The sequence below is a fragment of the Embleya sp. NBC_00888 genome (assembly GCF_045207655.1).
Taxonomy (GTDB): Bacteria; Actinomycetota; Actinomycetes; order Streptomycetales; family Streptomycetaceae; genus Embleya.
The window spans coordinates 3,153,254-3,166,555 of the sequence record NZ_CP108785.1; the positions used below are offsets into that span (position 1 = coordinate 3,153,254).

Consider the following 13,302-nt stretch of genomic DNA (forward strand, 5'->3'; position numbering starts at 1 on the left):
GGAAACTTTCCTAACAAAGGATGGACACGGAGCCCCCCGAACGTGGCCGTAGAGCCGGAACGGAGACGCACGTGCACTCTCACCTCGGACGACGCCGCAAGCGCCTGACTCTGCTTGTGGCCACCGGACTGCTGATCGCCGTACCCGGGCCGCTGGCCCACGCGGCGACGAACGACGCCGCGGAGTCGGGTTCGACCGGCGCGGCGGCCCAGGTCGCCGCCGCGCGGATCGGATTGGACGACCCGCACAAGAAGGACATCGCCATGCAACTGGTGTCCAGTGCGGAGAACTCCTCCCTGGACTGGAAGGCGCAGTACAAGTACATCGAGGACATCGACGACGGGCGCGGATACACGGCCGGAATCATCGGCTTCTGTTCCGGCACCGGTGACATGCTCGACCTGGTCGAGTTGTACACCGCGCGCAAGCCCGGCAACGTGCTGGCCAAGTTCCTGCCCGCACTGCGCAAGGTCAACGGCACGGACTCGCACGCGGGCCTGGGCAGTTCGTTCACGAAGGCCTGGGCGACCGCCGCCGGCGACGCCGACTTCCGCCAGGCACAGGACGACGAGCGGGACCGCGTGTACTTCAACCCGGCCGTCAACCGCGGCAAGTCGGACGGGCTGGGCGCACTCGGCCAGTTCATCTACTACGACGCGATCGTCATGCACGGCGACGGCGGCGACCGGGACAGCTTCGGCTCGATCCGCGCCAACGCGCTCAAGAAGGCCAAGCCGCCGGCCCAGGGCGGCAACGAGACCACCTACCTCAACGCCTTCCTCGACGCCCGCAAGGTCGCGATGAAGCACGAGGACGCGCACAGCGACACCAGCCGGGTCGACACCGAACAGCGCGTCTTCCTCAAGGCCGGCAACCTCGACCTCAACCCGCCGCTGAACTGGAAGGTCTACGGCGACAGCTACTCGATCAAGAGCTGATCGAGGCCGCGCCGACCACCCGAGACCCGACCGCTTCCGAGCCCGACCACCCCCGAGCCCGACCACCCCCGACACCGACCACACCCGGCACTCGGCGCCCGGCCCGGCCCGGCCCGGCCCGAAGCGCAGCCGAGCCGACCCGCGCCACCCTGCCGGTCCCGCACGACGAAAGGCCACCGCAGCCCGCGGTGGCCTTTCGCGCGCACGATCCGTGACATCGGCGTCACGCGGAGCGCGTGCGTGCCACCCCGGGAGGGCCCGCGGGTCGCCGCGGCGTGTCGTGGCAGGACACGGTTGTGGGGCGAGATGTCCTGTGTCGCCGACACGTGTCAGGATTGCGCGGTGACTGACGTGGGTTGGGATGCGGCGCTGGTGGGGCGGGGCGAGGAGGTCGCCCGGCTCGACGAGGCGTTGGCGTGGGGGCGGGCGGGTGATCCGTGCGCCGTACTGCTGGCCGGGGACGCCGGAGTGGGCAAGACCCGGCTGCTCGCGGAGGCCGCCGCACGGGCGGCCGGCGCCGGGATGACCGTGTTGACCGGCCACTGTGTGGACCTCGGTGACGTCGGCCTGCCGTACCTGCCGTTCGTCGAGGTGCTGCGCCGGCTGGACGCCGAGGAGCGGTACGCCGACGTGTTGGCCGCGCACCCGGCCGTCGATCGGCTGTTGCGCGCCGGCGGGGGCGCGGCGGAGTACGCGGGCACGATGCCGGACTCCGGGGTGCGGCTGCGGCTGTTGGAGGACGTCGCGGCGCTGCTCGGCGACCTCGCCGAGCAGGCTCCCGTCCTGCTGGTGGTCGAGGACCTGCACTGGGCCGACCAGTCCACCCGCGACCTGCTGCGCTTCCTGCTGAGCCGGTTGTTGCCGCAGCGCCCGGGCGGCGCCGCGTACCAGCGGTTGACCGTGCTGGCCTCCTACCGCTCGGACGACCTGCATCGGCGGCACCCGCTGCGCCCGCTGCTGGCCGAGTTGGTCCGGCTGCCCTCGGTCGGGCGGCTGGACCTGCGCCCGATGGACGACGAGGACGTGGCCAGCCTGGTGCGCGGCCTGGACGCCCACCCGCTGCCCGAGCACACCGTACGGGCCATCGTCGAGCGGGCCGAGGGCAACGCGTTCTACGCCCAGGAACTGCGCGCGGCCACCGACACCGCGGTGGGCGGTGTGCCCAGCGGCCTGGCCGAGGTGCTGCTCACCCGGATCGAGCAGATGTCGGGCACCGCCCAGCGGGTGATCCGCACGGCCGCCGTGGCCGGTCGCCGGGTCGAGCACGGATTGCTTCGGGACGCCGTCGAGCTGCCGGACGACGAGTTGGAGGCGGCGCTGCGCGAGGCGGTCGGACGGCACCTGCTGGTGGCCGGCGAGGGCGACACCTACGCGTTTCGCCACGCGCTGATCCGCGAGGCGGCGTACGCGGACCTGCTGCCGGGCGAACGGGTGCGGATCCACGCGGTGTTCGGCCGCCTGCTCGGCGCCGCGGAGCGCCGGGCCGCGAGTCCGGCCGAGCGGGCCCATCACCACCGGGCCGCTCACGACCTGCCCGGAGCGCTCACCGCGTCGATCGAGGCGGCCGACCATGCCGCGCGCATGGGTGCGCCCGCCGAGGAGATGCGCTGGGTCGAAACGGCCCTCGAGGTGTGGGACGCGGTGCCGAACGCGCGGGAGTTGGTCGACAGCGACAACGTGTCGCTGATGTTGCGCGCGTCCGCGGCAGCGGTCCGAGCCGGTGAGGCGCACCGTGCCGTCGCGTTCGCGCGTACCGCCCTGGATCGGCTCGGCGAGCACGCGGACGTCGACCTGGCGGTGACCGTGCGCTACACGCTGGCCTCCAGCCTGATGAGCGTGGACGACCTCCAGGCCGCGTTCGAGTACAGCAGACAGGCACTCGAGATGATTCCGGCCGAGCCGCCGTCGCACACCTGGTTGTGGGCGGCGGCCACGTACGTGCAGGCCGCGTACTACTACAAGGACGACGAGACCGCCCGGCGGGTCGGTCGCCAGGTGCTGGCGGTCGCCGAGGAACTCGGCACGGACGACGCCCTCGCCGACGCGATCATCTCGCTGACCGGTCTGGAGTCCAGTCGGCAGTCCGACGAGGGACGTCAACGGCTGGTTCAGGCACGCGAGTTGGCCCGCCGATCGGGAAATCCGACGATCGAGCTGCGGGCGCTGATGAACCTGGCCATGGGCACGTTCGAGTCGGGCCTGCTCCAGGACTGCCTGCGCTGGTTGGACGAGGGCCTGGAACTGGCCCGCAGCAGCACCAGGACCACGTCCCCGTATCCGCTCGAGATGCGCTACCTGCGCGCCCAGCTCCTGTACACGCTGGGGCGCTGGGACGACGCCCTGGCCGAGGTGCCCTCGACGGTGCCCTCGGCGTTCGGCCACGTCGCGGCGGCGGAGCTGTACGTGCTGCTGGGTCGCGGTGGGCCCGGTGTCGCGGAGCGGGCGCGGGTCCTGTTCGAGGGGCGGCCGTTCAACTGGATGGGCACGCTCGTGGGCGGTCTGGTGCTGACCGACGAGGCGGCCTGGCGCGGTGATTCCCGCGCGACGGCCGAATGGGCGCGACGCACGCTGTCCGAACTGTCCGAGGAGCTCAATCGGTACCCGGACGTTGGGGTGCGGTTGTCCGCCCTGGTGCTGTCCGCGATCGGCGACACGGTGGCCGAGCTGCGGGCCGCGGGCGACGCCGAGGGGGTGGAGCAGGAGATGGCGACGGCACGGGAGTTCATCGAACTGGCCCGCACCACGGCGACCTGGCCCGGTCGTCGCCATCCGCGCACCGGCGCGGAGGGCACCGCCTGGCTGCTGCGCGTCGAGGCCGAGTGGTCCCGGGTGTCCGGCGATTCGGACGTCGCGCTGTGGGAGAAGACGGTCCGGGCGTACGACTACGGCAACGTGTTCGAGGGCGCGCGCAGCGAACTGCGGCTGGTCCAGGCGCTGGTGGCGGCCGGGCGCCGGGACGAGGCGGCCGACCTGGCGCGGCGGGCGCGGGAGACGGCGGATCGGCTGGGATCGGTGCCGCTGCGGGACGCGGTGGACGCGGCGGTGCGGCGCGCGCGGTTGGGCGATCCGAACGCGGCGCCGGCCGGCGAGGCGATGCTGACCGCGCGCGAGCAGGAGGTGCTGGAACTGCTCGCCAAGGGCCGGACCAACCGGCAGATCGGCGAGGAACTGTTCATCAGCGCGAAGACCGCGAGTGTGCACGTCTCCAACATCATGGCCAAGGTCGGCGCGTCCCGCCGCACCGAGGCGGTGGCCCTGGCCCGGCGCAGCGGGTTGCTTCCGGACTGAGCGGAGCGGGCCCCGACCGAGCGGAGCGGCCCCGACCGAGCGGATTCGGGTCGATCCCGGACCGAGTGGCGTCGATCCCGGACCGGGGCCGGGCGCGGCGGCGGGAGTTGCCCCGTCCGGGGTCGGACCCCATCCGTACCCGTAGCGCACCCCCGTCCCGGGCATACCGTACCTGTCGGCCGGGAGGGGTTCGGGATGGCTGGGCAAGTGCCTTCGGGGATGGGCGAGTTCGACGAATTGGGGGAGGGGTACGACACCCCGTTCGACGGGGACGCGGCGAACGCGGGCCTGGGTCGGATGCTCACTCGGCTGCCGGTCGCGCTGGTGCAGGTGTGGCGACTGTCCCGGGCGGCGAGTCGGCGTGCGACGTGGCTGCTGGTACTGGCCCAGTCGGCCGCCGGGGTGGCCACGGCGCTGGCGTTGCTGGCCACCGCGCGGGCGTTGGGGGCGTTGTTCGCCTCGGGGCCGGCGCCGGACCGGGTCGGTGCCGCGCTGCCGGCGGTGATCGCGGTGGTGTCGGCCACGGCGGTGCGGGCGGGGTTGGAGACCGTGGTGGCGGCGACCCAGGCGCGGTTGTCCCCGGGCATTCGCCGGGTGGCGGAGAATCGGCTGCACGCCGCGGCGGTCGGCGCGGACCTGGGCGCGTTCGACGACGCGGACTGGCACGACGCGCTGGCCCGGGCCCGCGATCGCGGCATCGATCACGCGCAACTGGCCCTGGGGCACGCGGTCGAGCTGCTGGGGGCGCTGGTGGGCCTGTTGGTCGGGATCGGCGTGGTGACCGGGTTGCATCCGGTGCTGTTGCCGCTGCTGGCCCTGTCGATCGCGCCGCAGGGGTGGGCGGCGCTGCGCTCGGCCCGGATCGGCTTCGAGGGCATGGTCCGGCGCATGACGCTGTATCGGCGACTGTGGTTGTTCGCCGACCTGCTCAGCGCCCGGGAGGCGGCGGCGGAGGTTCGGGCCTGTACCGCCGAGCGACCGCTGTTGGCCGAATTCCGGCGGCTGGCCGGGTCGGTGGAGCGGGCGGAGGTCGGGGTCGGCTACGCGCAGGTCCGGGTGGGGCTGATCGGACGGACGCTCTCCGGCCTGGCACTGGGGGCCACGTACGTCGCGCTGGGTCTGCTGGTGCGTGCCGAGATCGTGCCGCTCGCGGTGGCGGGCACGGCGGTGCTGGCGGTGCGTACCGCGAGTGGTTCGCTGGCCACCTTGATGGTCGCGGTCGACCGGCTCTACGAGAAGTCCCTGTACATCGCCGACTATCACGCGTTCCTGGAGCAGGCGAGCGCTCGCGCACGGCCGAGGACGACGGTGGCGGTGCCGGTAGGGTTCGCCGAGATCCGGCTGCGGGACGTCTACTTCGGTTATCCCGGGAGTGCGGAGTCGGCGCTGCGCGGGGTGGATCTGGTGATCCGCCGGGGCGAGACGGTGGCCCTGGTCGGCGAGAACGGGTCCGGAAAGACCACGCTCGCGCTCCTGTTGGCCGCGCTCTACCACGCGGACAAGGGCACGATGCACTGGGACGATACCGACCTGGCCGAGGTGGATCCGGCCGGAATCCGCGAGCAGGTGGCGCTGGTGATGCAGCAGCCGACCCGCTGGCCGCTGACCGCGCGCGGCAATATCGTGCTGGGGCGGGCCGATCGGGTCGATCCGGAGGGCGCGGCGATGCTGCGCGCGGCGCGGGACGCGGGGGCGGACGGGCTGATCGAGCGCCTGCCGCACGGGTACGACACGTTGTTGTCGAAGAAGTTCCGGGCCGGGGTGGATCTGTCCGGCGGGCAGTGGCAGCGGATCGGCATCGCGCGCGGCTTCTACCGGGACGCGCGCCTGTTGATCGCGGACGAGCCGACGGCGGCACTGGACGCGCGGGCGGAGCACGCGGTGTACGCGAACATCCGGCGCTTGGCGGCGGGGCGCACGGTGGTGCTGATCAGCCATCGCCTGGCCTCGGTACGCGAATGCGATCGCATCGTGGTGCTGCGCGCGGGTGAGGTGGTCCAGCAGGGCACACACGAGCAACTGATGCGCGAGGGCGGTGAGTACGCGGAGCTGTACCGCCTCCAGGCGCAGGCGTACGCCGACCCGGCGGGGTGAGACCGGCCCGGGGCGTGTCCTCGATGCCCGCCGAGCACCGCGGCGGGGCTCGGGGACGCGCCCCGGCTCGCCCTACAACTCGTCGAGCAGCAACAGGGACGGAGCACGTTCCGGGTCGGTGTGGTCCAGGCGCAGGAGTTGGTGGAGGGCGCCCGCGGTGCCCGGGAGCAGACCGGTGGTGGTGTCGGTGATGGACTTGGTGAGGGGGCCGTAGGTTTCCAGCGCGGTGAGCAGGAGGGCGTCCAGGTGGTCCCGGGTGGGGGTGTCCGGGAGGTGGGCGCGCAGTCGGTCGGGGGCGCCGCGCAGGAGGGTGTCCAGGAGTTCCCAGGAGCCCGCGTCGCCGTGGCACAGCGTGTAGTCCCAGCCGAACCCGGTACGCCGGGTCGCCGCCGCGGCGCGCAGCGCGCGGTCCAGGTGGGCGGGGGCACCGGTGCGCGCGTACAGGTCCCAGGAGGCCAGGCCGATGCCCGTGCTGCCGTGGCACCAGGAGTCCAGGTACAGGACCTGGTCCGCTTCCCGGCCGTCCAGCCAGGCGGCGGCCTCCGGCCGATACAGGTCCTCCTGGAACGCCCAGGCGCGGGCGGCCGGTTCGAGCGGCCCCGGATCGTTCGTCGCGAGGGACAGGCGGTCCAGTGCCCAGCCGATGCCCGCCGATCCGTGCGCGAATCCGCCGATGCCGTCCGGGAAGAGCGCGGTCGGCCAGCGCGCGGTGCGGCCCGCGTCGCCGTCCTCGACGACGGCGCGCTCGACCAGCAGGGCCCCCGCGGACTCGGCGACCTCGCGCCATCGGCCGTCGCCGGTGACGCCGGCCAGGGCCAGCAGCGGCACGATCAATCCGGCCGCGCCGCCCGCGACGTCCAGGATGGTGTCCTGGGCCAACAGGCCCGGCGCGCGCTCGGCGTGTCGGACGGCGCGTTCCAGGTCCGCCGGCCGGCCGGAGCGGGCGTACAGCGCCAGCCAGGTGCGTACGGCCGCGCCGATCCCGTCGAACGCGCCGAGCCGGCCGGTGGGTACCGCGTCCTCCATCGCCGCCAGCGCCCGGATCGCGCCGTCGGCGATCGCCCGCAGACCGGGCACCGTCGGCACCCGGCCGGTGCGGGAGCGGGCCAGGTAGGTGTCCAGTGCCAGCGCGACCCCGGCCTGCCCGCTGTAGAAATCGGCGGCGAACGGCCGCACGCTGAACCCGCCTTCGGTGTAGACCGGCCCGATCCAGGTGGCCGTCCCGTCCGCGCCGATCACCGCTCGTGCGCACAGGTCCCGGGCGAATCGGGCGGCCAGGTCGCGGCGCCGTTCCTCGAGGTCGCCGGTCCGGACCGGGGTCTCGTGCCGTCGTTCCGCCTCGGGGATCGCGCTGCGGTCGCGGTAGACGCCCAGCAGCGACGAGCGGATCATCACCTCCTCGAACCGCGGATCGCCCGCCCGCCAGCGCTCGACACTCGCGTCGATCAGGTGGACCGGCTCTCCCCATGTGGTGCCGCGCGGCCCGTCCATCCGGCCGTGTTCGGGCCGTACGCCGAAGAACGGGATGTCGCCGTCCAGCAGATCGGCGACCTCGGCGCCGACCACCTCCGGGGTGGAGGGCGCGCCGTGCAGTGCCTTCGCCTGCCGGGTCAGCACGTCCGTGGCGCGTTCGACGGCCGGGGGTTCGTCGTGCAGGGACGCGGGATGCCACAACATCCGGGCGATCTCCACGTAGACCTGGGTGGGCCGCAGCACCACACGGAGGTCGCAGCCGACGAAGCCGTCCAGCATCGGGCGCAGCCGGCCGTCCCGGTCCAGCGCGTCGAGTCGGTGGCGCAGGTCGCGGTAGCCGCGCACGATGTCGTCCTGATGGGCGATCGGATCGGCGTCGGGGGCGGGCAGGTTGGCCGAACCGCCCACGTCGGCGGGCTCCATCGCCAGGTGGGCCAGGTCGGTTCCGGCCCCGGCGATCACCGGTGCCGGGATCCGGGGCTGTTGCTCGGGCAGTGCGCCCACGGCGGACATGTCTACGCCCTGGAGCACGAGTTGGGCCAGTCGCATGGGCAACAGTCCGGTGCGCAGCACGGTTCGGCGAACCGAGGCGGCGGCGGTGTCGAAGGCGTCACCGAGTCCGCTGGCGGCCATCGGGGGTTCCGGGCTGAACAGCGTCTCGCAGTCCACCACCCACGGCACCGGCCCCTGGGCGATCACGTTGTCCGAGTGCAGGTCGGTGGCGCCGAGCAGCTGCATCACGCACATCCACTCGCCCAAGCCCCGGTAGAACCGGGCGAGTTCGGCGGGGTTCGCGCAGTAGCGGTGTTCGATGTGCTCGGCCCAGCCGTAGTCGGTGCCGAGCAGCACGCGCGGCACCTTGATGCGATCCGGGTGCGGGGTGCCGGCCAGGAGTTCCTCCAGCGTCGCGGCGAGCGCGGCGTCCACGTCGAGCGAGCGGGGTTTGTACACCGCGCGGCCGGCCTCGAAGCGGACCAGGGCGACGGTACGGCCGCCGCGGTGCGAGTCGCCGGCGTCCAGGCGGATCTCCACGAGGTCGCCGGGCGGCCTGCCGAGCAGGTCGGCCAGGCGCGACCGGTCGCTCGCCAGGTGCCGGGCCAGGGTGAGCAGGGCGGCGCATCGATTGCGGATCACTCGCTCCAGGCGCGGTGCGAACGCCGGGTAGTCGAAATCGAGTTCGCGCCAGAACTCGGCACCGGAGGCGAGTTCGAGGAACTCGTCCCAGCGTCGCGCGCTGGTGTCTCGGGTGAGGCGGCCGGACATCCGGGCGGCGTGCAGTTCGAGCAGCAGCAGCCGGTTGGCCTTGGGTCGGACCACGTCCAGCAGCGAGTGGTGGGCGGCACGCAGCAGGACTTCCCGCTCGACGGTCGACAGGGGATCGGGGATCGCCCGCAGCCGGCGTCGGAAGCGGTCCAGGGCGGGGCCGATCAACGGCTCGAACGCGGCGTCGAATTCGCCGGCGTCGTCGTAGGTGACCACGGGGCGGGGCCGGACCGGGATTGCCATGCGCGGATCGCCACCCATCGAGGACGGACTCGCCGCCCGGAACCGGTCGACAGGCGACGGTTCCGGGCGGCGGGCCGGTGTGGAACGGATCAACAACAGGGGCGAGTGCGCGACCCGGAGCACGCGGTGCCGCAGCTGATCGCGGCGACGTCGATCTCGGTGAGGCTCTGTTCGGTTGCGGATCCGCCGATGTAGAGCGAACCGGCGGGGTTCTCGACGCCGTCGGCCGATTCGGCGCCGGAGCGCCAGGCGTTGACGACGGCGTTCCGAGCGGCATTCGATGCGGTGCGCATGGCGATACCTTTCCGCCGATGCCGGACGACCCGGCCGGTACGCCGGGTGCACCGGTCATCGACCCTGGGTTAGGGAAGTGCGGCAGGCTCACGGTAGCGCCGTAAGGACGGCGGCGACAGACCCAGTTTTCGGCGGGTGAATTCGCCCGCCAGGCAGGGGAATCAGGGCGTTCGCACGAAGCCGGGCGACCAACCGGTGGTCTCCCGCGACGGGGGTCCGGGTCGGCCCACCGTCCGGTTTCCGCCCCGGATCGGCAGCGGGATTCCGGCCGGCTCTTGTCATTGGTCTAGTCCATTGACAGTCTTGGAGTCGTCGCCGACGGTCATCGCTCCATGACCGGATCGGCGGTTCCCGTATGGCATTTTCCGCCGCTCAGCATGGGCCGATGTTGCCCATGGCGTTCCGCGTTTCGCTCCTACCCCGGAGATATCCCATGCGCAGAGCCAGAGCTCACCCATGTCCGGACCCGATCGCGCCGCATCGGATCGCGACATGACCGCCGCCGACACCCGCCGCGGACCCACCGACCCGGTGCGCTCCACGACCGGCGCCACCGACCCGACCACGTCGGGGCCGACCGTGCCGGGCCTGTTGGCAGCCCGCGCGCTCGTCGACCCCGAACGAGTCGCCATCCTGGTGCCCGGAAGATCCGAAAGTCGCCTGACCTTCGCCGGCTGGGACCACCGATCCACCTTGCTCGCAAGGGAGTTGCGGGCCCGCTCGGTACACGCGGGGGACCGGGTCGGGCTGATCTTCACCGGCTCGGAATGGGCCGACTACGCCGTCGCCTACTGCGCGGTGCAACGGGCCGGCGCGGTCGCGGTGCCGCTGCCCGAGCGCTTGCCGCCCGCCGCGCTGCGCACCATGCTCACCCACTGCGCGGCCGGCGCCGTCCTGCACGGCGTCGGAATCCGGCCACCGGCGACCGATGCGTGGACCGCCCCCGCCGCCGACCTGGAGGCCGCCGCCCAACGGGCCGCGCACCGCGATCCCGTACCGCGTCGGGCCCCCGCGGAACCACCCGACCCGTCCCCGCCGGGCCCCGACGACCTGGCCCAGATCCTGTACACCTCCGGCACCACCGGTACCCCCAAGGGTGTCGCCGCCACCCACGCCAACCTCGCCTTCGGCCACGAATTCGCGCCGCGTCGACGGCAGTTGGCCCACTCTCGACACTTCCTGCACGCGTTTGTGATCGGCACCAACGCGGGCCAGACGATGCTGCTCAACGCGTTGACCGCCGCGCCGACCGCGCTGTGCGCACCGACGTTCGACGCCGAGGAGTTCTGCGCGTTGATCGCCGCCCATCGGGTCGGGACGGTGTTCACCGTCCCCGCGATGGCGGGCGAGTTGGTGAACTCCAGGGCCTGGACCCGGCACGACGTCGGCTCCGTGCAACTGTTCGGCTCGACCGCCGCCGCGCTGCCCCCGGCCACGGCGCTCGCGCTGACCGAGGCGTTCCCGGACGCCACCATCGTCAACGCGTACACCTCCACCGAGGCGGCGCCCGCGCAGACCACCATGGTCTTCGACCCCGAACGGCCCACCTCGGTGGGGCGCGGCACCGGGCGCGAGGACCTGCGGGTCCTGGGCCCGGACGGCGAGGCCGTGCCCGTCGGCGAGACCGGCGAGATCTGGCTGCGCTCGCCCACCGCGTCGCGCAGCTACTACCGCGACCCCGGGGCCGACACGGCGGTGTTCACCGACGGCTGGGTGCGCATGGGCGACATCGGCCGGCTCGACGCGGACGGCTACCTGTACCTCGTCGACCGGGAAAGCGACCTGATCAAGTCCGGCGCGCTGCGCGTGTCCACCCTCGCGGTGGAGGCCGCGCTGTACGAACACCCCGCCGTCGCGGACGCGTCCGTGTTCGGTGTGCCGCACGCGGCGATGGGCACCATGGTCGCCGCCGCGTTGGTGCTCCGCGCCGAGGCGTCGGCCGAGGACCTGCGGGTGTTCCTGCGCGAACGGCTGGCCCGGCACGAGATCCCGACCCGGTTCCTGCGCGTGGACACCCTGCCCAGGAACCCGGCGGGCAAGGTGCGCAAAGCGCAGTTGCGGGCCCGATTGACCGCGGCCGACACATCCCCCGGGCGAGCCCCGGCGACCGCGACCGAGGTCGCGGTCGCCGGGTTGTGGAACGAGGTGCTCGGCGCCGCCGGCGCCGGGGGCGAGGACAACTTCTTCGCGCTCGGTGGGGACTCGTTCAAGGCCGGCCGACTGGCCGCCGCCGCGGAGCGCCTGTTCGCCCTGGAAGTGCCCGCGTCGCTGGCCTTCGACCACCCCGAACTGGCCGCCCAGGCGGCGTGGATCGACAGCGCGCGGGCCGGATCGGAAACCGTGCGCCCGAGCGCGCCGGAGCCGGCGCCCGCGCCCGCCCGGATGCCGCTGAGCTCGCAGCAGGAGAACTTCTTCGTCTGGATGCACGCGACCGACGAGACGCGCGACGTGGGCCCGGTGAGCGTGGGGATCCGGATCACCGACGCGTTCGACCCGGACGCGCTGGAGGCGGCTCTGGCCGAAATCGTGCGCCGACACGAGGCTCTGCGCACGGTGTTCCACTATCGCGACGGCGCCGCGGAGGCGATCGTCCTGCCGGAACTGCCGCCCGAGGTACGCCGGGTGCGGGCACAGGGCGCGACGACCGCCGAGCGCGAACGGTTCGCCCGCGAGCACGCGCGCAGTGAGCGTGAGCACGACTGGGACCTGGCCGCCGGTCCGCTCGTGCGCGCCCTGGTGATCGAACTCGACACCGAGGACCACGTCCTGATCCTCGCGGTGCACCACATGGTCTTCGACGGCTGGTCGATGGGCGTGCTGCTGCGCGAACTCGCGCTGGTGTACTCCGCGACCCGCACCGGCCGGCCCGGCCCGCCGCCGCCGACACCGACCTGCTCCGAGCATCTGGCCTGGGCCCGCGCGCAGTGGCCGCGCACCCGGCCGTTCTGGGAGGAGTCGTTGGCGGGCGCACCCTCCGCGATCGATCCCTTCCCGGACCGGATCGTCACCGACCGGCTGCACAGCGGCTCGGTACGGTTCGCCCTGGACGCGGCCCTGGTGGCCCGGCTGCGCGCCGGCGTGCGGGAGCGGGGCGCGACCGCGTTCATGCTCGCCACCGCGTGCTGGACGAGCGTGCTGGCCCAGGCGGCCGGCACCCGCGACATCGTGGTGATGTCACCGGTCCCGGGACGTTCGCGACCGGGCAGCGAGAACCTGATCGGCTGCCTGGTGCAATCCCTGCTGATCCGCGTCGACTTGCACGGCGACCCCTCCTTCGAGGACCTGGTCGGCCGGGTCCGCGGCGCCGCGTTGGCCGCCAACGAGCATCAGAGCTATCCGTTCGCCGAGTTCTACCCGCGCTTTCCGGACGCGGCCTGGATCCGCTACGAGAGCTGGACCAACCCGGCGCACTTCCTCGGCCTGCTCTCCGAACCCTTCGAGCTGCCCCGCGAGTTGGACGCGGAATGGGGCACGCCCGGCGGCCGACCGGACCTGGGCGTGCCGGAACTGGCGCTCGCCGAACAACCGGACGGCACCATCGCCGGCTGGCTGCTGTACAACGACCGGGCGTTCGAGCGCGGTGTCGTCGAGGGCCTCGCCCGGGCCTTCGTCGACGCCTGCGGGCACGCGCTCGACCACCCCCACGCGCCGGTGTTCGGGGACGCCGACGCGTTGGCGCACTCACCGACCGCCATCGAGAAGGGCTGAC

Annotated in this window: 6 protein-coding genes; 4 read left to right on the top strand and 2 right to left on the bottom strand. The window is 73.1% G+C overall.

What is annotated here, in order from left to right; all coding sequences use genetic code 11:
- Positions 1 to 116 precede the first annotated feature (116 nt).
- The 3 genes from OG948_RS48210 (at position 117) to OG948_RS48220 (ending at position 6,320) form a co-directional block, all read left to right on the top strand.
- Positions 117 to 938, top strand: coding sequence for a chitosanase (locus OG948_RS48210; protein ID WP_406300904.1), 822 nt, complete (start codon positions 117 to 119; stop codon positions 936 to 938).
- Between the two features lie 306 nt (positions 939 to 1,244).
- Complete coding sequence (locus OG948_RS48215; protein WP_406300675.1) at positions 1,245 to 4,226, top strand: AAA family ATPase; 2,982 nt, start codon at positions 1,245 to 1,247, stop codon at positions 4,224 to 4,226.
- A 195-nt stretch (positions 4,227 to 4,421) separates the two neighbouring features.
- Complete coding sequence (locus OG948_RS48220) at positions 4,422 to 6,320, top strand: ATP-binding cassette domain-containing protein (RefSeq protein WP_331771375.1); 1,899 nt, start codon at positions 4,422 to 4,424, stop codon at positions 6,318 to 6,320.
- 72 nt (positions 6,321 to 6,392) lie between these two features.
- Here OG948_RS48220 and OG948_RS48225 read toward each other — a convergent pair whose 3' ends face one another.
- A complete protein-coding gene (locus OG948_RS48225) occupies positions 6,393 to 9,299 on the bottom strand; it encodes a type 2 lanthipeptide synthetase LanM family protein (RefSeq protein ID WP_331771376.1) in 2,907 nt (968 codons plus the stop codon).
- A gap of 89 nt (positions 9,300 to 9,388) precedes the next feature.
- Entirely contained in the window at positions 9,389 to 9,592 is a 204-nt protein-coding gene (locus tag OG948_RS48230) for a DUF6229 family protein (protein ID WP_331771377.1), read from the bottom strand.
- A gap of 493 nt (positions 9,593 to 10,085) precedes the next feature.
- Between OG948_RS48230 and OG948_RS48235 the strand changes: the two genes are divergently transcribed.
- Positions 10,086 to 13,301 (top strand): AMP-binding protein, encoded by a 3,216-nt coding sequence (locus OG948_RS48235; RefSeq protein WP_331771378.1) that lies wholly within the window; start codon positions 10,086 to 10,088, stop codon positions 13,299 to 13,301.
- Position 13,302: the final 1 nt, after the last annotated feature.

Excerpts from the sequence above, each read along its gene's own strand:
- OG948_RS48230 (WP_331771377.1), bottom strand. The coding sequence starts at position 9,592 with ATGCGCACCGCATCGAATGCCGCTCGGAACGCCGTCGTCAACGCCTGG.
- OG948_RS48235 (WP_331771378.1), top strand. The coding sequence starts at position 10,086 with ATGACCGCCGCCGACACCCGCCGCGGACCCACCGACCCGGTGCGCTCC.
- OG948_RS48220 (WP_331771375.1), top strand. The coding sequence starts at position 4,422 with ATGGCTGGGCAAGTGCCTTCGGGGATGGGCGAGTTCGACGAATTGGGG.
- OG948_RS48215 (WP_406300675.1), top strand. The coding sequence starts at position 1,245 with ATGTCCTGTGTCGCCGACACGTGTCAGGATTGCGCGGTGACTGACGTG.
- OG948_RS48225 (WP_331771376.1), bottom strand. The coding sequence starts at position 9,299 with ATGGCAATCCCGGTCCGGCCCCGCCCCGTGGTCACCTACGACGACGCC.